Source organism: Roseovarius aestuarii (assembly GCF_019966515.1).
In the GTDB taxonomy this organism is placed as follows: domain Bacteria; phylum Pseudomonadota; class Alphaproteobacteria; order Rhodobacterales; family Rhodobacteraceae; genus Roseovarius; species Roseovarius aestuarii.
Window position 1 is genome coordinate 1 of the sequence record NZ_JAIMIB010000026.1, and the last position, 20,203, is coordinate 20,203.

The 20,203-nt window shown below is 58.9% G+C and carries 26 protein-coding genes; 14 read left to right on the forward strand and 12 right to left on the reverse strand.

The genetic code is table 11. The features are described from left to right. The first annotated feature begins 136 nt into the window (after positions 1 to 136). Positions 137 to 952, forward strand: a complete 816-nt coding sequence (locus LC334_RS20850; RefSeq protein ID WP_085802405.1) for a sulfotransferase family protein — start codon at positions 137 to 139, stop codon at positions 950 to 952. Between the two features lie 89 nt (positions 953 to 1,041). Further along, positions 1,042 to 1,530 carry a thioesterase family protein gene (locus LC334_RS20855; protein ID WP_176237791.1) on the forward strand — a complete coding sequence of 163 codons (489 nt, stop codon included), beginning with the start codon at positions 1,042 to 1,044 and terminating at the stop codon, positions 1,528 to 1,530. Between the two features lie 130 nt (positions 1,531 to 1,660). On the opposite strand, the gene LC334_RS20860 is transcribed toward LC334_RS20855, so the two are convergent. The 4 genes from LC334_RS20860 to LC334_RS20875 all read right to left on the reverse strand — a co-directional run bounded on the left by LC334_RS20860 (position 1,661) and on the right by LC334_RS20875 (position 6,298). Continuing rightward, positions 1,661 to 3,667, reverse strand: a complete 2,007-nt coding sequence (locus LC334_RS20860) for an ABC transporter ATP-binding protein (RefSeq protein ID WP_085802404.1) — start codon at positions 3,665 to 3,667, stop codon at positions 1,661 to 1,663. Then, positions 3,668 to 4,558 (reverse strand): ABC transporter permease, encoded by an 891-nt coding sequence (locus LC334_RS20865; RefSeq protein ID WP_085802403.1) that lies wholly within the window; start codon positions 4,556 to 4,558, stop codon positions 3,668 to 3,670. Beyond that, the gene (locus tag LC334_RS20870; RefSeq protein WP_223413108.1) at positions 4,555 to 5,505 is read right to left on the reverse strand and encodes an ABC transporter permease; all 951 of its coding nucleotides are present in this window, start codon (positions 5,503 to 5,505) and stop codon (positions 4,555 to 4,557) included. Before LC334_RS20870 ends, LC334_RS20865 begins: the two co-directional genes overlap by 4 nt. Before the next feature lie 127 nt (positions 5,506 to 5,632). Next, positions 5,633 to 6,298 (reverse strand): helix-turn-helix transcriptional regulator, encoded by a 666-nt coding sequence (locus tag LC334_RS20875; RefSeq protein ID WP_085802401.1) that lies wholly within the window; start codon positions 6,296 to 6,298, stop codon positions 5,633 to 5,635. 107 nt (positions 6,299 to 6,405) lie between these two features. Between LC334_RS20875 and LC334_RS20880 the strand changes: the two genes are divergently transcribed. From LC334_RS20880 to LC334_RS20895, 4 genes are all read left to right on the forward strand, one after another. Then, positions 6,406 to 7,314, forward strand: a complete 909-nt coding sequence (locus tag LC334_RS20880; protein ID WP_176237790.1) for a DMT family transporter — start codon at positions 6,406 to 6,408, stop codon at positions 7,312 to 7,314. Next, positions 7,298 to 7,840, forward strand: coding sequence for a pyridoxamine 5'-phosphate oxidase family protein (locus LC334_RS20885; RefSeq protein WP_085802399.1), 543 nt, complete (start codon positions 7,298 to 7,300; stop codon positions 7,838 to 7,840). Before LC334_RS20880 ends, LC334_RS20885 begins: the two co-directional genes overlap by 17 nt. Positions 7,841 to 7,916: 76 nt before the next feature. Beyond that, positions 7,917 to 8,315 carry a DUF4177 domain-containing protein gene (locus LC334_RS20890; protein ID WP_085802398.1) on the forward strand — a complete coding sequence of 133 codons (399 nt, stop codon included), beginning with the start codon at positions 7,917 to 7,919 and terminating at the stop codon, positions 8,313 to 8,315. 184 nt (positions 8,316 to 8,499) lie between these two features. Then, entirely contained in the window at positions 8,500 to 9,123 is a 624-nt protein-coding gene (locus LC334_RS20895; RefSeq protein WP_085802397.1) for a DnaJ domain-containing protein, read from the forward strand. A gap of 102 nt (positions 9,124 to 9,225) precedes the next feature. Here LC334_RS20895 and LC334_RS20900 read toward each other — a convergent pair whose 3' ends face one another. The 3 genes from LC334_RS20900 to LC334_RS20910 are packed head-to-tail and all read right to left on the reverse strand — an operon-like array spanning position 9,226 to position 11,290. Continuing rightward, on the reverse strand, positions 9,226 to 9,849 hold the full coding sequence (locus tag LC334_RS20900) for a class I SAM-dependent methyltransferase (protein WP_085802396.1): 624 nt from the start codon (positions 9,847 to 9,849) through the stop codon (positions 9,226 to 9,228). Further along, the gene (gene pssA, locus LC334_RS20905) at positions 9,850 to 10,602 is read right to left on the reverse strand and encodes a CDP-diacylglycerol--serine O-phosphatidyltransferase (protein WP_085802395.1); all 753 of its coding nucleotides are present in this window, start codon (positions 10,600 to 10,602) and stop codon (positions 9,850 to 9,852) included. It abuts the gene before it with no gap. 13 nt (positions 10,603 to 10,615) lie between these two features. Then, positions 10,616 to 11,290 carry a phosphatidylserine decarboxylase gene (locus tag LC334_RS20910; protein WP_085802394.1) on the reverse strand — a complete coding sequence of 225 codons (675 nt, stop codon included), beginning with the start codon at positions 11,288 to 11,290 and terminating at the stop codon, positions 10,616 to 10,618. 314 nt (positions 11,291 to 11,604) lie between these two features. Between LC334_RS20910 and hisB the strand changes: the two genes are divergently transcribed. Genes hisB through LC334_RS20925 form a run of 3 tightly spaced genes read left to right on the forward strand, consistent with a single transcriptional unit; the run spans position 11,605 to position 13,765 of the window. Beyond that, positions 11,605 to 12,192 (forward strand): imidazoleglycerol-phosphate dehydratase HisB, encoded by a 588-nt coding sequence (gene hisB, locus LC334_RS20915; RefSeq protein WP_085802410.1) that lies wholly within the window; start codon positions 11,605 to 11,607, stop codon positions 12,190 to 12,192. Between the two features lie 6 nt (positions 12,193 to 12,198). Continuing rightward, positions 12,199 to 12,837 (forward strand): imidazole glycerol phosphate synthase subunit HisH, encoded by a 639-nt coding sequence (gene hisH, locus LC334_RS20920; RefSeq protein ID WP_085802393.1) that lies wholly within the window; start codon positions 12,199 to 12,201, stop codon positions 12,835 to 12,837. 1 nt (position 12,838) lies between these two features. After that, a complete protein-coding gene (locus tag LC334_RS20925) occupies positions 12,839 to 13,765 on the forward strand; it encodes a glutaminase (RefSeq protein WP_085802392.1) in 927 nt (308 codons plus the stop codon). 34 nt (positions 13,766 to 13,799) lie between these two features. On the opposite strand, the gene LC334_RS20930 is transcribed toward LC334_RS20925, so the two are convergent. Continuing rightward, positions 13,800 to 14,192 carry a DUF2147 domain-containing protein gene (locus tag LC334_RS20930; RefSeq protein WP_085802409.1) on the reverse strand — a complete coding sequence of 131 codons (393 nt, stop codon included), beginning with the start codon at positions 14,190 to 14,192 and terminating at the stop codon, positions 13,800 to 13,802. Between the two features lie 137 nt (positions 14,193 to 14,329). Between LC334_RS20930 and hisA the strand changes: the two genes are divergently transcribed. Next, positions 14,330 to 15,055 (forward strand): 1-(5-phosphoribosyl)-5-[(5-phosphoribosylamino)methylideneamino]imidazole-4-carboxamide isomerase, encoded by a 726-nt coding sequence (gene hisA, locus LC334_RS20935; protein WP_085802408.1) that lies wholly within the window; start codon positions 14,330 to 14,332, stop codon positions 15,053 to 15,055. 284 nt (positions 15,056 to 15,339) lie between these two features. Here the strand turns inward: hisA and LC334_RS20940 are convergent, their stop codons facing one another. Beyond that, on the reverse strand, positions 15,340 to 15,789 hold the full coding sequence (locus LC334_RS20940; RefSeq protein WP_085802407.1) for a DUF302 domain-containing protein: 450 nt from the start codon (positions 15,787 to 15,789) through the stop codon (positions 15,340 to 15,342). A 103-nt stretch (positions 15,790 to 15,892) separates the two neighbouring features. Here LC334_RS20940 and hisF point away from each other — a divergent pair, with 103 nt between their 5' ends. Genes hisF through LC334_RS20955 form a run of 3 tightly spaced genes read left to right on the forward strand, consistent with a single transcriptional unit; the run spans position 15,893 to position 17,271 of the window. Further along, positions 15,893 to 16,657, forward strand: a complete 765-nt coding sequence (hisF, locus tag LC334_RS20945) for an imidazole glycerol phosphate synthase subunit HisF (protein ID WP_085802391.1) — start codon at positions 15,893 to 15,895, stop codon at positions 16,655 to 16,657. Then, positions 16,654 to 16,968: a phosphoribosyl-ATP diphosphatase gene (locus LC334_RS20950; RefSeq protein WP_085802390.1), complete on the forward strand. Its 315-nt coding sequence runs from the start codon at positions 16,654 to 16,656 to the stop codon at positions 16,966 to 16,968. The genes hisF and LC334_RS20950 overlap by 4 nt, the downstream gene beginning before the upstream one ends. A gap of 3 nt (positions 16,969 to 16,971) precedes the next feature. Further along, a complete protein-coding gene (locus LC334_RS20955; RefSeq protein WP_085802389.1) occupies positions 16,972 to 17,271 on the forward strand; it encodes a Dabb family protein in 300 nt (99 codons plus the stop codon). A gap of 9 nt (positions 17,272 to 17,280) precedes the next feature. On the opposite strand, the gene LC334_RS20960 is transcribed toward LC334_RS20955, so the two are convergent. Together LC334_RS20960 and LC334_RS20965 are read right to left on the reverse strand one after the other, a co-directional pair. Continuing rightward, positions 17,281 to 17,754: a CoA-binding protein gene (locus LC334_RS20960; protein ID WP_085802388.1), complete on the reverse strand. Its 474-nt coding sequence runs from the start codon at positions 17,752 to 17,754 to the stop codon at positions 17,281 to 17,283. A 215-nt stretch (positions 17,755 to 17,969) separates the two neighbouring features. After that, entirely contained in the window at positions 17,970 to 18,290 is a 321-nt protein-coding gene (locus LC334_RS20965) for a hypothetical protein (RefSeq protein WP_085802406.1), read from the reverse strand. Between the two features lie 134 nt (positions 18,291 to 18,424). Between LC334_RS20965 and LC334_RS20970 the strand changes: the two genes are divergently transcribed. Then, entirely contained in the window at positions 18,425 to 19,336 is a 912-nt protein-coding gene (locus tag LC334_RS20970) for a hypothetical protein (RefSeq protein ID WP_085802387.1), read from the forward strand. Here the strand turns inward: LC334_RS20970 and rlmB are convergent. Beyond that, the gene (rlmB, locus tag LC334_RS20975) at positions 19,318 to 20,094 is read right to left on the reverse strand and encodes a 23S rRNA (guanosine(2251)-2'-O)-methyltransferase RlmB (RefSeq protein WP_085802386.1); all 777 of its coding nucleotides are present in this window, start codon (positions 20,092 to 20,094) and stop codon (positions 19,318 to 19,320) included. The two genes, LC334_RS20970 and rlmB, sit on opposite strands and share 19 nt — an antisense overlap. Positions 20,095 to 20,203 lie beyond the last annotated feature (109 nt).

A 20,203-nucleotide genomic window follows, 5' to 3' on the forward strand; every position in this document is an offset into this window, starting at 1 on the left:
CCCAAAAAACAGGCGCCCCCAAAGCAGCTTAAAACACACCCAAAATTAACAAACATAAAACCCAAAATACCAAAATATCTCACATTCTTTATACCTTTTAGCTTGTCAGCACCCCCCGAACACCCGCACCGCCCATATGCTCGGATCTCAGGCACGCCCGGTCCAGCCGGGTTTGGGCCTGAAAGGCTGGACACGTGCCGCAATTTACCGCTACCTGAACTGGCCCTTTCAGGCGCGCCTGCATGCGTCCGACCCGTTGAAGGATTCGATGAAAATTCAGGATAAAAAACCGATAATATGTTTGCTGCACCCGGGGAAAACCGGCGGCACCTACCTGAAATCTGTGATGCGACATAACAAAGGGGCGTGGACCCGCCGGATCAAATTGCTGAGCCATCGAGAGACCGCCGCGACGACCGCGCAGGAATTCGGGCCGGATCGCAAACTGGCCTTTAGCTTTCGCCATCCCACCGATCGATTTATCTCGGCCTTTCAAAGCAGGCGGCGGCAGGGGCGGCCAACCTACAACAGGATGTGGTCGCCCGCCGAGGCGACGGCATTCCTGTATTTCGACACGCCGAACGAGCTGGCCGAAGCACTGGATTCAGAGAATGACAGAATGCGATCAGCAGCCTATTTCGCGTTCAACTCGATCATGCATATCCGGTCGAACTATGCGTTTTATTTTGAAAATCTGTATACGCTGGCGAATGAGGCCGAGAATATCGAAGCCTGTATCGATGTCAGCAACCTGACCGAAAAATTGCCGGAATTTCTGACCCGTCTGGGTGTTGCAGATTTCGAAATTCCGAGAGGCGCGGAAAAACACGCCAACCCCGACCCGGCACAACCCCTTTCGGAAAGGGCACTAGCCAATCTCGCGGAATTCTGGGCGGAGGAATACGAATTTTACAATGCGTTTAAGGAAATCGAGACATCGTTAAGCGCGTGAAGCGAAGATAGGCCGCATCTCTAGTGCGTTTCGACCGCCCGGAAAGCTACTAAGGCGCATTTGACAATAGAGCGACAACACGTCCAGCAATGAACGACCCAGCCGATATACCCACACCCCTGATGTCCTCCCTTCTTGAAATCGAACCCGCATGGATCGACCACAACAACCATTTGAACATGGGGTATTATACGGTTTTGTTTGATCGCGCCGCTGACGAGGCGTTCGAGACACTCGGATTTGGACCCGCCTATATCGCGGCGACCAATTACACTACCTTCTCGGCCGAATTTCATGTCCGTTATCTGCGCGAGCTCAAGCTGGGCGACAGGGTGCGCTCGTCCTTTCGCATCCTTGATCACGACGCAAAGCGCTTTCACTCCTTTCAGGAGCTTTATCACGAAGATGGCTGGCTGGCCGCTACCGGTGAGGGCATGACCCTGCACGTCGACCTCGCAGGCCCTCGCGTCGTACCAATGCCACAGAGGATTTTCGACAGGCTTTCAGCCATGGCGGCCGATCACGCCAAAATCCCGCATCCCGACGGCGCCGGCAGGCGGATTTCCATGCGCGCCTGACATACGCAGTCAATCGGTTCGCCGCGAAATCAAAGCGCCAACGCCACAGATCAGAAGGCGCCCGCTTTACGTACGTTTTCCGCGTACATCATGTACGTTCCGTACGGTTTTGCGCGCCGGGTCATGTGCCTTACAACTCTTCCAGGGGAATGTGACACCGGATCGCGTGCCCGCCGCCCGTCTCGCGCCAAGGCGGAGTTTCGTTTTCGCAGATAGACCCTTGTTTTCGCGTACATCTTCTTTGGAACGGGCATCCCCTGGCCGGGGGAGACAGTTCCACGACGTCTTCGGCCATCAGATTGGGGGCCGCATCCGGGTCCGGCTCCAATACCGCGTTCAGCAGGACTGATGTGTAGGGATGCGACTGTTGCCCATAGACTTTTTCGGTCGGCCCGATCTCGCAGAGCCGCCCCTGATACAGCACCGCCACCCGATCCGACAGCGCCCGGACCACAGCAAGATCGTGGCTGACGAACACATAAGTTGTATCCTTCATCTTCTTGAATTCATTAAGGAGTTCAAGCATTGCCGCCTGCACCGACACATCCAGCGCCGAGGTGATTTCATCACAGAGCACAATTTCGGGCTCCGCCGCAAAGGCGCGTGCGATGGCGACCCGCTGTTTTTCGCCGCCCGACAACTGCCCGGGAAGCCGGTCCATGTAATGCGCGCCCAACCGAACCGTTTCCAAAATCTCGACGCTGCGATCGGTCAGCGCCTTGCCGCTCAGCCCGTCATAAAGCCGCAAGGGTTGAGCCAGGATTTCCGCCACCGTATGCCGTGGGTTCAGGCTGTCATCCGGGTTCTGGAAAATCATCTGGATACGGCGCAGCTGCTGCGGGCGGCGCTGCTCGACCATCTCGGGCAGCGCGTTGCCATCACCCACACCAATTGTCCCGCCGCTCGGCGGCAGTAGCCCGGCAACGGCCTTCAGGATCGTTGACTTGCCCGAGCCGGATTCGCCAACCAACCCAAGGGTTTCACCGCTTGCAATCGTGATGGTGATGTCATCGACAGTGGGCACGCCCATGCCACCACCGCCAAAGAGCCGGTCAAGCAACCCGGGCGCGGCATAGCTGATCGAAAGATCGTCCAGCACCAACGCCGGAGCGCCGTCCGGGCGGTGATGCAGCGGATCGGACCCTGCCCCGCCCGCCGTCAGTTCGTGCGATTGCGCGTGACGCAGGCAGCGGGCCTGACTGCCCCCACCCGCGTCCAGCAATTCGGGCCGTGCGGCACGGCATTGATCATCGGCTAACGCACAGCGCGGGGCAAAGGCACATCCCGGCCCCGAACCGCCCGGCGGTGGCGGGCGCCCGTCCAGCGCCACCGGCAAATGCGGATCGCACAACCGGGGGATCGAGGCCAGAAGCGCCCGCGCATAGGGATGCGCCGGATCTTTCAGCACCTCTGCTGTCGGCCCCTGCAGGACCGCCTCTCCCGCATACATCACCATGACCCGCTCACAGGCCCGGGCGATTACCCCCAGATCATGGCTGACATAGATCATCGCCATATTACGGTCGCGGGCAAGATCCTGTAAAAGCTCTAGAATATGCGCCTGCGTGGTCACATCTAGGCCGGTGGTCGGTTCGTCCAGCAAAAGCGCGTCGGGCTCTCCGGCAAGGGCCATGGCAATGGCGACCCGCTGCTGCTGCCCGCCTGACAACTCATGTGGAAAGCGGGTGATGATCGCCTCGGGGTCGGGCAGCCTCACCTGTGACAAAAGCTTGATGGTTCTGTCGCGATAGGCGTCTTTCTCGAGGGTGCAATGCAGTTCCAGTGCCTCGGCCATCTGCGCGCCGATCCGCATCGTAGGCGTCAGAGACTGGCCCGAATTCTGCGGGATCAGCCCCAGTTGACCACCCCGGATAGCTTCGAGTTGGTTAAGCTTGCGGGCAAACATGTCCTCGCCGTTGAAGCAAACGCTTCCCTCGATCACCCGCAACCCCTGCTTGAGAAATCCCATTGACGCCAGCGCCAGCGTGCTTTTGCCCGAGCCGCTTTCGCCAACAATGCCGATACTTTCGCCCCGGCAAACCCGCAGGTCCACATTGCGCAGAACCGGCAGGGTACGGCCCGCGCGCCCGGTGAAGCCGACGGACAGGTTGCGGATGTCGATGATTGGCCTAGCCATTCAGACCACGGCCTTTCTGGCGCGGTCAATGCCCATCGCCTTGGCCAGCGCATCCGCTGTCAGGTTGATCCCGATGATCAGGGATGACAGCGCGATGACCGGCGCCAACACGCCCCAAGGTGCCAGCGGCATATAGGCCCGCGCGTCCGAAATCATCAGCCCCCAATCCGGTGTCGGTGGCGATACGCCAAAGCCCAGAAAGGACAGCGAAGAAAAAGCGAGCAGCATCCAGGACCACCGCATCGCCCCTTCGACCATCATCGCGTCACGCACGTTGGGCAGAAGCTCGCGCCAGACGATGCTGAGCCGACTATGCCCTCGCGCCCGCGCTGCCAGCACGAAATCGCGCGCCACGACATCATGAGTGGCCGCCCGGATAACCCGGATCACGGGAATACCGTAGAAAAAGGCCAAGGTCGGGATCATCACCTCGTTGCCGGTGCCGAAGATGGTGACCAGTACGAGCAAGGGCAACACGCCGGGGATCGACAAGAACGCATCGACGATCCGCATCGCCACCTCATCCGCCCTGCCGCCGATGAGGCCCAGCAAAACCCCCGTCACCCCGCCCCACAACAGGGCAATCGGTGTCGCAATACCCGTCACCAGCAGCGCAACACGCCCGCCCTGCAACACACGGCTCAGGATATCGCGGCCCAGATGGTCACTTCCCAGCCAATGCTCTGCCGAGGGCCCTTCAAGGATCAGACTGGAATCCATCGACCGGAAATCATAGCTCACGAGCCACGGGCTGATCAGCGCCAGAATGATGTGGCCCAGGACCAATGCCAGCCCGATCGCACCAGACGGTCGCGACGCCACATCCCACAGCACCGTGCCGAACTGACCCAGTGCGGGCCGCTTTTGCTTTTGAGCTGCCGCGTCGCTCATTTGCGCCTCATACGTTGGGTCCGCAGGCGCGGGTTAAGCAGTATCGTCAGCATATCGGCGATCAGATTGACACCGACATAGGTCGCGGCCACGATCATCGCCAGTGCCTGAACCACCGGCAGGTCGCGATCCGAAATGGCGTCAATCATGGTTCGGCCCAGTCCTGGATAGTTGAACACCACCTCGACCACGACCACGCCGCCCAGAAGCCAGGCAACCGTCAGCGCCACCACATTGATTGCCGGTAAAAGCGCGTTGGGCAGCGCATGACGGAAAACGATCCGCCAATAGGGCACGCCCTTGAGCATCGCCATCTGTACGTAATCGCTGGCCATTGCCTCGATCACCGACGATCGGACCATGCGCATGATATGCGCAATCATCACCATCGTCAGCACAACTGACGCCAGAATGAACTCGGGAAAGAAATCAAGCGCTGGCGCATCCGCCGGAGTCAGCACGATAGCAGGCACCCAGCCAAGCCAGATCGCAAAGATCAGGATCAGGACGGTGGCCGAGACAAATTCAGGGATCGTCATGGCAAAGATCGCACCCGTCGAAAACAGGATATCGATCCACCGGTCGCGCCAGAGCCCGGTGATCACGCCAAGCAAGATCGCCAGAGGCACCCCGACGGCAAGCGCACCTGCCGCCAGAAGGAACGAATTCTTGACGCGATCCCCCACCATCGAAGCGATGCTTTGTTGCCCGTCAGCCGAGATACCAAAATCCCCCCGGACGGCACCCGCTGCCCAATCCAGGTAGCGCGTGACCGCAGGTTTATCCAGACCAAGATCGTGTCGGCAATTCTCAAGCAGCTTGCCTTTCGCGTCGCGTTCAAGAAATGCCGTACAGGCGTCGCCGGGTAACGCTTCGACGCCAGCGAAGATGATGACCGAAACAATCCAAACGGTGACAACCCCCAAGAGCAGTCGACGCAAGAGCATTCTTAACATGTATCAGGCACCGTTTCGGCAATAGATGACGTAAGACAGCCCCGAGCCGCCTCTTCGCGTCTGGCAACCCTAACCCGCTGATATTCCGCGCGTCTAGCATCTTTGGATCACGGAGACATCACAACCATTCGGCATAGCTCTGCATCCACTCGCGGCGCAACGCCTCTCCTTTGCCTTCGAAACCCTCTTCCAGCCGCTCATATCGGGTTATGCGATCCGGCCGAAAGTTTCTGAAATCATTACGTAATTCGCACCAGGTGGCCAAAACGATAGCTTCGGAATGGTAGACGATTGCGAAAGGCAAAATGGTTCGGCTGGACCCGACCCCGTGGCCATCCACATAGGTTATGCAAAGCTTGCGTTCCTGGCGAATGGCGGTGCGCAGGTCCGAAAGATCAATTGCATCGGGCGCTTTTGGACCCCAGGTCGAGGAAAACAGCGCTTCGCTCAACTGCGTCGCCTCTGACAGTTTGCGGCAGGCGCGGCGCCCTGCGGCCTGCAACCCTCGGTCACCGGTTCGGGCAATCATCGCCAACCCCACGGTGACGGCCTCAGCTTCCTCGATATCAAAATTGATCGGCGGCAGATCAAAGCCCGGTCGCATGATATACCCAACCCCCGCCGCCCCATCTATCGGCACCCGCATCGCCTGAAGCGAGGCAATGTCGCGGTAAATGGTGCGCGGGGTGACTTCGAGCTCCTCCGCTATCTGCGCCGCTGTGCGCGGCTTGCTTGCATTGCGAAGAAGCTGAATGATTTCGAACATCCGGGTTGAACGGGCCACGGGGCATCCTTTCGACGTTTTTTCCAGCCTAGCACGACACTCCTGACAGATACATGTCAGCAGCGATTAGGTAGGAAGGCTGAACTAACGCCCGCAGGAGCATGCTTATGACAGCCCTTTCATCCTCACGCACCACCGCCCCGTTGTCGCATATGGCAGGCGTCATCCTTGTTTGCATATCGGCGGTAGTGTTCAGCACCGCGGGCATCTTCACCAAAGGGGTCGACGCCAATGCCTGGTCGGTCATTTTCTGGCGCGGGCTGGGCGCAGCACTCCTGTCCATGGGGTATCTGTGGCTGCGCGGCGGAGTGCGTGATGAAATCGCTCGCTTTGGCTGGGTGGCGCTGCTTGCCGCCCTTGTCGCCGCGTCCGGAACCGCCGCTTTCATCCCGGCGTTCAAGCTCACCAGCGTCACCAATGTTGTTCTGATCTGGGCCACCGCCCCGTTTGTTGCCGCCGCGATCGCCTGGCTGATCATTGGTGAAAAACCGGGCCTGAAAATCATGATCTCCAGCTTGTTGGCGCTCGTGGGCGTCGGACTAACCCTGCGCGGTTCGATCGGATCAGGCCACCTGATAGGAGACCTACTGGCCATGTGGATGACCCTGATGATGTCCATATTCTATGTGATTTATCGCATCTGGCCCGACACGCCGACCGTGCTGCCCAACGTATTGGCGTCGGTCATTCTGCTGGTGCCCGGCGGGATGCTGGGTGCACCGCTTGCCACCAGCCACCCCGAGATCGGAATCCTGCTTTTGTTCGGCCTGGTTTTTGCCGTGGCGTCGATCACCCTAACCGAAGGCGCGCGCCGCATCCCCGCCGCGCAAACCGCCTTGCTGGGCGCGTTAGAAACACCACTTGCGCCGATCTGGGCGTGGTTGCTGCTGAGTGAGTTGCCTACAACCTGGGCCATCACAGGTGGTGTTCTGGTGATGATCGCCGTTATTTATTCACAGACCGAACGCCGTGATACCCTGTCAAAGGGAGAAGCCACCGATGGGCATCAAGACTGACAAGCTGAACCGTAGTTTTCGCCGCTTCGTCGAAGGTCAGCCGCTGTTTTTCGTGGCGACAGCAGCCCCATCGGGCCGCGTTAACCTCTCACCCAAGGGGCTGGATTCGCTGCGCATTCTATCTGATACGCGCATCCTCTGGCTTAGCGTCAGTGGCAGCGGTAATGAGACCGCGGCGCATCTGCTGCAATCACCGCGCATGACGTTGATGTTCTGCGCATTTGAAGGTGATGCGCTAACCCTGCGGGTCTATGGCAGGGCCCGCGCGATCCACCCGCGCGACGCTGAGTGGGACGAACTTCATGCGCGGTTTCCCGACTATGCGGGCGCGCGGAATATCTTTGATCTGGAAATTGATCTGGTCACAACCTCCTGCGGCACCGGTGTTCCCGAAATGCCTGTCAAACGCCATCGCGCCGACACCGAACTGGTGCCGTGGTACGCGCAAATGACCCAGGAAGAGCTAAAGGCGTTCTGGGCGAAAAAGAACACGCTTGGCCTCGATGGCGATCCGACCGGGATTTAGCGACTTCCCGCTTGCGCTAAACTGCCACGCGGCTAGGATGCGGCCTTTCTGTCGACAGCGCACTCAGGACGGTTTCATGGTCGGTTACGAATACAAGGTCATCCCTGCCCCTGCGAAGGGTTTGAAGGCTCCCGGGATCAAGGGCCCCGAAGCGCGATTTGCCAACACGCTGGAAAAAAAGATGAATGAGCTGGCCGCTGACGGCTGGGAATACCAGCGCTCGGATATCCTCCCGAGCGAGGAACGGCAGGGGTTGACCTCGACCCAGACTGTCTATCGCTCGGTATTAGTCTTTCGCCGCGCGTTGACCGCTAAACCCCCCGAGGACGAAACCGAGGCATATCCGGTGACGCAGGATGACGAGGTGCCCGTTGAAGCCGATGATCAGGAGGCATCCGACACCGCAGAGCCGGATGTTGAAACAGCAGAAGATGTGCCGGATGAGGACGCCGAGAACGAAAAAAGTCCTGCCTGATCCAGTCCCGCTCCGGTCTGGCACCGCGCTGCCTTTGTCATGCCGTTTCAATTCGATGTCATGGCTTTGAGCGCCCAAGGCTCATGCAATTTCCCGCCCAAAGCATCAAATTTTTATCGCATGCCCCCTTCTCTTTGCCGCGTTTTAGCCTAAACTTTCTGCTCCGAGTCGCAAAGGTGTTCCAATGTCCAAATCTGACCCATTCGGTTTCGATATGTCCGTTTCGTCCGCGAAGAAGAAAAACCCCCGCGGGCGCCGGGGCATGTCGGGCGAGTCAGAAACCTCTGTTCGGGTGTGCGAGCATGATGGCTGCAACGAGGCGGGCAAATACCGGGCGCCGAAAGCGCCGGATGTGCTGGATGATTTTTTCTGGTTCTGCAAGGATCACGTCCGCGAATATAACCTGAAATGGAACTTCTTCCACGGCACTACCGAGGCCGAGATGAATGCCCAGATGTCGAAGGACAAGGTCTGGGAAAGAGAGACAAAATCTTTCTCCGACCCTGAGGCGCGGGCCTGGGCGCGGCTGGGTATTGAAGATCCGCATCAAGTGCTGGGCGGCAATGCCACCCAAAACCCCGGTCGCGGTGCGACCGGCACCCGCAAACTGCCCCCGACCGAGCGTCAGGCGATAGATATTCTGGAGGCGAAGGATCACTGGACCAAGGCCGAAATCCGTAAATCTTACAAGGCGTTGATCAAGATACTTCACCCTGACATCAATGGCGGTGACCGCAGCCAGGAAGAGCAGTTGCAGCAGGTCGTCTGGGCCTGGGATCAGATCAAGGCCAGCCGCAATTTCAAATAGGCTAAACGGTGACATACCGGGGCTAACATAGCCGGAAGGCGCCGTAACCGCGCCCACCTGCCCTATTATCGCTATCCGATCACGGCCGAAGAATATCTGGCCTTACGGTTTGGAAGTCTTGCGCAAAACAAGAAAAGTCATCATCCCCAGCGGCGGCAACGTCTGGCGTTGTTCCAACGCGAGCTCGGTACCGCCCAGGACGGTCTCGATCCTGAAATCCGAATGCCAGCCGAGCTGGTTGGCAAAGGGCGCTGAAATCCGCTCCAACGCCGCCAGAACGCCCTTGGTACGAACAAAATGATTGGTGACGACAACCTTGCCCCCGGGTTTGCAGACGCGGGCGATCTCGCTCATCACCTGTTCCGGGTCGGGCACGACCGATAGCACATGCATCGCAGCGATCGTGTCGAACGTGTTATCGGGAAAATCGAGTGACCTCGCATCCATCTGACGCAGGGCAACAACATGATGCAAGTTCTGCTTGCGCACTTTTTTCTGCGCTTTTTCAAGCATGTCGGCGCTGAAATCAATACCGGTGACCTCTAGGTCTGGCTTATAACGCTCCAGCGATAGCCCGGTACCAACACCCACTTCCAGCACGCTTCCCGACCCTTCGTTGATATAGCCGACAGCCTTGCGTCTGCCGCCTTTTGTCAGCACTCCGAAGGTTTTGTCATATACCGGCGCCCAGCGGGCATATGTGGTCTGTACTGCTTTGATATCCAACTACTTACCTCTTTTGAAAATGGTTTTTTTGTTCTTGATCAGTGCCCAGATGACGACCCCTACATAGCCCAGGCAAATTGCGACCAGGGTGGTCCAGGCATAGGTCAGCACCGCCGCGCCGACGAAGGCGAAACCGACCAGGAAATACTTGACGTTTTCGCGGGAAATTCTGGTGGTCTTGAAAGACCAGGTCGGAATATGGCTGATCATCAGGAAGCCGACAGCGATCATATGAAGGCAGATGATGGCATCCGGCAGAAGACGCGAATCCTTGAAGGCGAAAGAGACGTACATGGGAAACATGACCAGCAGCGCGCCCGCCGGTGACGGCACCCCGACGAAATAGGACCGGTCAGGGGTAACGTCATCGGATTTGCCACTGACATTGAAACGCGCCAGCCGGATGACACAGCAGACCGCGAAAAGAAGAACCGCAATCCAAGCGCCGCGCATATCCTGCAAGGCCCAGAAATAAAGCACCAGCGGCGGCGCCACGCCGAAGTTCAGAAAGTCAGCCAGTGAATCCAGCTCGGCCCCCATCTTGCTGTCGGCGCCCAGACGCCGGGCAAGCCGTCCGTCAAGCCCGTCCAGAATGGCTGCCGCCAGGATAAGTTGCGCCGCCAGCGTGTAGCTGCCCTGCACACCAAACCTGATCGCGGACATGCCCGCACATATGGCCGCGATGGTCAGCATGTTCGGCAATAGCTGGATCAGCGCGACATTAGTGCCTGGCTTGTCCGGGTGGTCTCTCATCCGCTTACCTGCCTCAGGTTTGTTCCGAAGTCGTCAGATCCGCCAGCACCGTTTCACCCGCCACCATGGTCTGTCCTATGCTAACCAGCGGATCGACACCGCGTGGCAGATAGACATCTACCCGTGAACCGAAACGGATCAGACCAAAGCGTTCGCCGGTTTCCATCACGGTTGGTGCCTCAACAAAGCAGACGATCCGACGCGCAACCAGCCCGGCAATCTGCACGACCGCGACCTCGCGACCATCGGCCATCTCGATACACAGGCTGTTGCGTTCGTTATCGGCGCTGGCCTTGTCGAGTGAGGCATTAAAAAACTTTCCCGGACGATAAGCAACTGCTTTCACCGTGCCCGCAACGGGCGCGCGGTTCACGTGGCAGTTGAATACATTCATGAACACGCTCACACGGGTCAGCGCCTCGTCGGCCATGCCCAGTTCTGCGGGCGGCACCGCGGGTTCGATCAGCGAGACCACACCATCGGCCGGGCTGATGATCAGCCCCGGGCGGTCCGGTGTTACCCGTTCGGGATCGCGAAAGAAATAATAGCACCAGATGGTCAGGCCAACACCAATCCATCCGAGAAAATCGGCGATCAGGAACAGGACAAACGTGATGGCAGCGAAGATCGCGACGAACCTGCGTCCTTCGCGATGCATCGGTTTGATGAACGTGCTGAGCATATTCATTGCGGTATTTCCCTATGGGCAACGACGGGCACACTCATAGGTGCATTGGCAAGGAGCGCAAGTGCATTTACCCGAGCGCCCCCGAATGCGCTGTCGAATGCCGCACTGTCGATGGCCGCGCGGCAATAATGCGCGCGCGCGTCTTCAAGCTTTACAGCCCGGATAAGCCGATGGTTGCCCGACGGGCGGTAAAGCGCCTTAAGTGTCCGGGATTGTGCGTTTCGGCAACGGCATCGCGCGCGACGGCCCATTGCCCTTGGCTGGCCGGTCACGGCGAACTATACACCGCAAAGACGAACCAGCCGGAGACAACAATGCGCAGCGCAAAGATCACGCGAAAAACGGCCGAAACCGAGATCATCGTCGAGATCTCGCTCGACGGGACCGGTGCCTATGACAATCAGACAGGCATTGGCTTTTTCGACCATATGCTGGATCAGTTGGCGCGCCATTCGCTGATCGACATGAATATCCGCTGCACAGGCGATCTGCATATCGACGATCACCATTCGGTCGAGGATGTGGGCATCGCACTTGGACAGGCGCTGACCCAGGCGCTTGGCGACAAGAAGGGCATACGCCGCTATGGCGCGTGCCTTCTGCCAATGGATGACGCGCTGGTACGCGCCGCGCTCGATCTGTCTGCGCGGCCTTATCTGGTGTGGAACCTTGATCTTCCCACCCCCAAGATCGGCACGTTTGATTGCGAGCTCGTGCGTGAGTTCTTTCAGGCGCTCAGCACCCATGGCGGCATCACGCTACATGTGGATATGCTGCACGGGATCAACAGCCACCATATCGCCGAGGCAGCGTTCAAGGCCGTGGCGCGGGCGTTGCACGATGCGGTCGATACCGATCCGCGCAAGTCCGACGCCATCCCGTCGACCAAAGGAGCGCTTTGAGCTGCCATGAAAACGGTCATTGTTGACTATGAAAGCGGCAATCTCCACTCGGCCGAAAAAGCGTTCCGGCGCATGGCGGATGAGGGTGGTGCGGGTGAGGTGCTGGTTACATCGGACCCCGACACGGTACGGGCGGCAGACCGCATCGTGCTGCCGGGCGATGGCGCCTTTCCGGCCTGCCGCAAAGAGCTTTTTGATCACCGCGGCTTGTTCGAGGCCATCAGCGAGCGTGTGACAGATGGCGGCCAACCCTTCATGGGGATCTGTATCGGCATGCAGATGATGGCCACGAAAGGGCTTGAATATACCGAGACCCCCGGCTTTGACTGGATCGGCGGCACGGTCGAGGCGATTACTCCCGACGACGCCAGCCTGAAAGTGCCACATATGGGTTGGAACGATCTGGTGATCGAGCATCCGCATCCGATCTTCGACGGCATCGAAACCGGCCAGCACGCCTATTTCGTACATTCATTTCAGTTCCAGGTGACCGATCCTGCAGAGCGGTTGGCCCATGTAGGCTATGGCGGGCCGATCACCGCCGTTGTCGGGCGCGACAATATCGTCGGAACGCAGTTTCACCCGGAAAAGAGCCAGGCAACCGGGTTGCGCATGATTGCCAATTTCCTGCGCTGGACGCCTTAAGATGCAGCTCTCACCCGCCCAGCTCCAGCCCATCCTTGACGAGATCGCGGCACGAGCGCGGGCAACCGAGGATAAGGGGCGGGTCGCCGACTATATTCCCGAACTTGCCGGCGTCGACCCCGACCAGTTCGCCGTCGCCGTCGCGATGCCCGGAAAACCGATCCTGATCGCTGGTGACGCCCATAAGCCCTTCTCGATCCAGTCGGTATCGAAGGTTTTCACCCTGGCCCTGGCCCTTGGCAAGGTGGGCGATCAGCTTTGGCAGCGGGTCGGGCGCGAACCGTCCGGGCAAGCCTTCGATTCGGTCGTTCTGCTGGAACAGGAAAAGGGACGCCCGCGCAATCCTTTCATCAATGCGGGTGCCATCGTGACCACCGACACGATTCTAGACGGCTCGACCCCGCGCGAAACGCTCGGCGCGCTTCTCAGGTTCATCCGGGCAGCGGCCAATGACGACAATATTCACTACAATGAAAGCGTCGCCCAGTCCGAGATTGCCACAGGCCACCGTAATTTCGCTCTGGCGCATTACCTTCTGTCGCATGGCAATCTTGCCAACGCGCCCGAGCTGACCCTTGGAACCTATTTCCATCAATGCGCCATCGAAATGACCTGCGCGCAACTGGCCAATGCCGGGCTGTTTCTGGTGGGCGGGCCCGAGGCGCCGCGCATGGTATCGGATGACCGCATCCGCCGCATCAACGCGCTGATGATGACCTGCGGACATTATGACGGGTCCGGCGATTACGCCTACCGCGTCGGCCTGCCCGGCAAAAGTGGCGTTGGCGGCGGCATCCTGACCATTGTTCCAGGCATCGCCTCGGTCGCGGTCTGGTCGCCGGGGCTCAACCGCTACGGCAATTCCAAACTGGGCACCGAAGCGATGCAGATGCTGGCCGAGAACACCGGTTGGTCGGTCTTTCTATAAGCCGGTTTGGCCGAATTCACTCTTCACCGCCAGGCTAATTGACCTTCTTCCAGGTACCGCCTTTACGGCAAATGCCCAATACGCAACCGCTGACATTCAGCGTGGCCCCACTCAGAACCAATTTGGATTTGTAGGTCTTGCCGCGATCAGGTGAATAGACCTTGCCGCTGTATTTGCCGCCGCCATCGTTGACGGTTTCCGAGATGATCTGACGCCCGATATTCTCGCTCGCCATCTCGTTGCCGTCGGGACCATACGCCTTTATCAGCGTCCCGCACAGCTTGGCCCCGCAAGGCGCCACTTTGATCAGGCCAGAATTTCCGTTGTCATCCTTGGCAGTGCGCCACATGCCTTCCAGCGGATCTGCCGCAGCGGCCATGCCTGCGCTAAAAACCAGTGCTGTCGTGATCAGTGCGAATTTCTTCATGCTCTCATCCTCCCTGAGATCTGGCGTGACATTGGCCAAGGGCCGGATTTCAATCAAGTCTGACGTTGGGTCGCGTTGCAATTGCCCTCAGCCCATGCAAAACGGCGGGCAAGATTTCGCTGAAAAAGGGCACTGACATGATCCTCTACCCTGCCATCGACCTGAAAGACGGCCAGGCCGTGCGCCTGTTCAAGGGCGAGATGGATCAGGCGACCGTCTTCAACGATGACCCCGCCGCGCAGGCGATGGAATTCGTAGCCGCAGGTTGCGAATGGCTGCATCTGGTCGATCTGAACGGTGCCTTCGCGGGTGAGCCGGTTAATGCCGCCCCGGTTGAAGCTATTCTGTCGCGTACGAAAGTCCCGGCCCAACTGGGCGGCGGCATCCGCGATATGACAACGATCGAACGCTGGCTATCCAAAGGGTTGGCGCGGGTTATTCTGGGAACTGTCGCCGTCGAGAACCCCGATCTTGTACGTGAGGCCGCGCGCGCGTTTCCCGGCAAAGTCGCCGTCGGGATCGACGCCCGCAATGGTCGTGTCGCCACCAAAGGCTGGGCCGAGGAAACAGACGTGATGGTCACCGATCTGGCCCGGTCGTTCGAGGATGCGGGCGTGGCGGCGATCATCTATACCGACATCAACCGCGATGGCGCGATGCAGGGCCCGAATCTCGAGGCGACGGCAGCGCTTGCCAAGGCCGTGAGCATCCCGGTGATCGCCTCGGGCGGGGTGAGTTCACTGGCGGATCTTATCGCCTTGCGCGATTGCGGTGCCACCCTCGACGGCGCGATTTCAGGCCGCGCGCTCTATGACGGGGCGATTGATTTGCGTGAGGCGTTGATTGCGCTCGGGCGCACATGAAACCAATTTGGTCTGGTTGAAAACGTTCAGGTAAAATGTGATCTAGAGCCGCCGTATGATCCTAGTCTCCGCGCGGAATAAAGGCCGCAGGGCAGCCGCGTGATTGCCAGACCACCCGCAAGGGCAGGCGATTTGGAGAGGTTGCGCTACGTTCTTATCTTTCGCTGAACTGGCAGGGATAAAGCGCGTTCCACAAAGGGATCGCCGCCACCCCGCGGCCTGGCAATCGCGCGGCTTGGTGCTTCAAAAGGGCAAGGTTCGCTTCGGACCAACGCGGGCAGATCCTACATGCCCGACGCTTTCTCCGTCAGCTTGGCCAACGCTCCGGAAATCTTCTCCGAAACTTCCAATATTGGAATATCCTGAAGGTCGCGTAACAGTCCCTGCGGGGTTTGGTACGCCAGCCACGTCTGTCCGTCACTATCCTCATAAACAAGCACCTTGAGCGGCAGGAAGAGACCGGCCAAAGGGTCGGCCTGCATGATCGGAGTGCCGAGTTTGGGATTACCGAATATCAGAACCTGCGAGGAGGCGAGTTCCATATCCACCTTGGCCGCACCGCCCGCGTGGTCAACCCGCGCGAACACCGTGGCCCCTGCCCCGGTCACGGCGGCCTCCAGCGCATCCATGGTGCTGGCTACATCTCCGTTGGCTTTGACCTTGACGATATCCTCTCCTGCCCAGCCCGGCAGAGCGATCAGCGCAAACACTACAGCGGCAATAAATTTTCTCATGACAATCTCCTCAAAATTCCGACAGGTGGCATGCCTATCCTCTGGCATATAAGCCAATTTGCCCATAAACGGTTGCGTGAGTTTTGTGACGGAAAGCAACAACATGCTCAAGACCCGCATCATCCCCTGCCTTGACGTGGCCGATGGCCGTGTCGTGAAGGGTGTGAATTTCGTTGATCTGGTGGATGCGGGCGACCCGGTTGATGCCGCGCGCGCCTATGATGCGGCTGGCGCGGATGAGCTGTGTTTTCTCGATATCAAGGCCACCCATGAAAACCGCGGCACCATGTTCGACGTGGTCCGCCGCACGGCCGAGCAATGCTATATCCCACTGACCGTGGGCGGTGGCGTGCGCACGGTGGACGATGTGCGCGCATTGCTGCTGGCGGGCGCCGACAAGGTCAGTTTCAACTCCGCCGCCGTTGCCAACCCGGATGTGGTGCGCGAGGCCGCAGAGCAGTTCGGCAGCCAGTGCATCGTGGTCGCCATCGACGCCAAGACCGTCAGCCCCGCCAAATGGGAAATCTTTACCCACGGCGGGCGCAAACCGACCGGGATTAACGCGGTCGAATTTGCCCGGTTGGTTGAGGAAAAAGGCGCCGGTGAAATCCTGCTCACCTCAATGGACCGCGACGGCACCCGCGCGGGGTTCAACCTGCCCCTGACCCGTGCGATCAGTGACGCCGTGAACATTCCGGTGATTGCCTCGGGCGGGGTCGGCACCCTGGATCATCTGGTTGACGGCGTGACCGAAGGCGGCGCAAGCGCGGTTCTTGCTGCGTCAATTTTTCACTTCGGCGACTACTCGATTGCCGAGGCCAAGGCGCATATGTCTAAGGCAGGTATCGCAATGAGGTTGGGCGCATGACCCTTGATGATTTGGCGGCTGTGATCGCCACGCGCAGCACCGCTGAGGCGTCCGAAAGCTGGACCGCCAAATTGCTGGCTCAGGGCCCCGCGAAATGCGCCGAAAAATTTGGCGAAGAAGCGGTTGAGGCCGTGATCGAAGCCGTCAGAGGGGATAAAGCCGCGCTGACCAATGAGGCCGCAGATGTGCTTTTCCACCTGCTGGTGATGCTGAAATCTCGGGACGTCGCACTTGATGACGTCATGGCCGAACTGGCCCGCCGCCAAGGCACCAGCGGACTGGCCGAGAAAGCCGCAAGAAAGAAGGGCTGAAAAATGATCCGCCACATTGTTTTCTTCAGCGCCGCCAATCCCGCAGATGTGGGCGCTATCCGCGACGGGCTGATGATGCTCAAGGACATCCCCGACGCACAGCATTTCGAAGTTGGCCAGAATCTACAGAGCGATACGATTTCCGGACCACGGATCGATGTGGTCGTCTATGCCGAATTTGCCGACGAGGCTGCCCTTGCCGCTTACAAATCCAATCCGATTTACGAAGCCTGCATTGCGCGGGTCCGGCCCATGCGCGAAATGCGCATCGCCGCAGATTTCAAAGCGTCTTGTATTGGTTGAACGCCAAAGTTAAAGCCTGGATGAGATCACACCGGTATTAAATCCCGCCATCCTGAGTTCACCGTAAAGCCGCTGATATTCGATCTTGGGGCATCGGTTCATCACCACATCCACACCCCGCGCGCGGGCGATCTCCGCAGCGCCTGCATGGAACACACCGATCTGCATCCAAATGGTATTGAGACCGGGAAAGACCTCAAGCGCCTCGTCAACAATGGGCGGTACGGCCTCGGACCGCCGGAAAATATCGACCACATCCACCGGGGCTGTAATATCTCGCAGACTGGCGACGACTGTCTGGCCAAATAGCGTCTTGCCCGCATGACCGGGATTAACCGGAATAACGGTAAATCCCTTCAGAGACAGGTACCGCGCCACATAGTAGCTAGGGCGCACCGGATTCGGAGAGACGCCCGCGATCGCAATAACCTTGGTCCGCGTCAAAATCTTCCGAAGATGCGAATCGGAATATTCTTCTTTCATTTCTGAGCCTTGGTTAATTGGAAAATACACAATACCCGTTTGCCCCGGCGAAAAAAAGCGCCCAGGGAAACCTGGGCGCCAGTCGCGGAACGAGGGACAGTGAAGTGAAACGCTGATGTTCCAGATCAACGCTTCTGGGATATAGATAGTTCCTGCTTTAAGAGTAAAAAGAGGATGTAATACAGATGTGAACAGAGAGTTAAAATTTGGCCCGCTCAGTCAAAGATATCTTCGACCACATCCCAGAGTTCCTCGAACACTTTCCGCGACAGTGATTTTCGGCCCTTCTTCCGCGCTTTCCCGTAAGAATTCCAGCCTTTGCGATTATCCCGAACCGGTCGTTTCTGCGGCTGAACAAAGCAAGGCGCCTGGAAAGCCTGTTTTTTCGGGGCAGCCCGCGCAACCGGCATCAGCTTCATCTGGTGCAGCGGCGCTCCACACGAGGCACAGGCCAGCTCGTGCCGGGATTGATCCAGCACCAGAACGGTTCTTGCGCCGCAATAACAGCAAGTCGCAATTTTTCGGGTCTGCGGCATCGCCTGGCTTTCCTTTCTGCAAGTGCCTTGCATGAATATTGGCGCGCGACAACAGACTGCAAGGGCATAACCGGGCAGGATTTCGACCTTAAAGCGTGATATACTCCCGGTATTTCTACCTAGGAGTTATTTCGATGTCCGATATTGCAAACAATACTACCCCACTCGATGATCTGCCGTTTACCATCAGCCTGCGCCGCGTCAATCGAGGCGTTGGCTATGTCGCGCTGTTCCTGCCGCTTTGGCTTATCCTCGTCACCATCTTTACTGAGACCTGTTTCAACGCCTCGATCAGCCATTACTATTTCAGCCGCATCGGCGGCGACCTGCTGGTCGGCTCTCTCACCTTCATCGCCTTGCTACTTGCGTTTTTCTATAGCTTTCCCACCGACAAGGTCGACGGTTATCGCAGGCACACGACGCTTGATATCTGGCTGGCCAAGATCGCCGGCATCAGCGCCTTCTTGATCGCGTTTTCCCCCACCACCGGCTCGGGGTGTCTCTATGACGGGGCCGAGGTGGCACGGGTGTTCATCACCGGCGCCACCGGATCGGAGGATTTCAACAATGGCGGAACTGGTGTGGCCGGAACGATCACCTATAATTTCTGGGCCAGTTTCAAACGGTTCGGCAACCCGGAAAACGTGCCGCTGATCCTGCGCAGCATCCATTTCGCGGCAGCCGCCGCCATGTTCCTGATCCTTGCCTATTTTTCATATTTCGTCTTCACCCGGGACAATTCCAGCGCCTCTCAAATGGCCGGAAATCGCAAGATCCGCCGTAATTTCTGGTATCGCTGGCTCGGGCGCGCCATTTTGCTGGCGGTTCTTGCCATCGGCGTGAAATCCGCCGCATTGGCATGGCTTTTGTCGCCAGAGACGGCCACAGCGGTGGAAACCTGGTGGAACAGCTTGCGGCTGACTTTCGTGTTCGAAGCCATTGCCCTATGCAGTTTCGGGTTAAGCTGGATGATCAAGGGCCGGTTTATCAAAGCGTTCGAGGACGCTGCCGCGATGGATGCGACGACTCAGGGCCGGGCCGCATAAAGCGCCACCGCCGCGGCGTTTGAGACATTGAGCGATCCAAACCCGCCCGCAAAATCGATCCGCACCAGCTGGTCGCAGGTCTCGCGGGTTTTCTGCCGCAGCCCCGGCCCCTCGGCCCCAAGAACCAGTGCGATGGGCCGGTCGCGGCGGCCATCAACCGCCTGTTCGATAGTGGCATCAGCCTGACCGTCAAGGCCCAAAACCAGATAGCCCATTGCCTGCAACTCGGTTATCCCATCCGCCAGATTTCGGATGCGCAGATAGGGCTGACGTTCTAGCGCGCCACTGGCCGTCTTGGCCAATGCCCCGGTCTCGGGCGCCGCGTGATGGCGCGGAGCAATCACGGCGCAAGTGCCGAACACCTCGGCTGAACGCAAAATCGCCCCGACATTATGCGGGTCAGTTACGCGGTCCAGCAAAAGAACGCGCGGCGGGTGAACCCCGTCCCCCAAGCATCTTTCAGCCAGCGGCCCCCAATCCAGCGGCTTGACCTCAAGCGCAGCCCCCTGATGCACCGATTGCGGATCAAGCGGGGCGGCAAACCTGCGCGGGTCCGACAATTCAGGCGTCATGCCAGAGGCGGCAATCGCATCAACAAGCTTATCCTGCGCATTCCGGGTGACCACCAGGCGTTGCTTCACACGCGCGGGATTTTGCAACGCGTCGCGCACGGCATGCAACCCAAACAGCCACAGCGTCTCGGCAGCCGCCGTCCGTTTTGCCTGCTCTTTTTCGACCACCCAACGGGGTTTCTTCATGGCAAGGATCACCCCTTTTCCTGAGCGCGCGACAATGCGACGGGGCCGGAGCATGTGCAAGGTATTTTCCTGTTGACGGTGCGGGGCCGCGCTTGTAATCAGCGCTGCA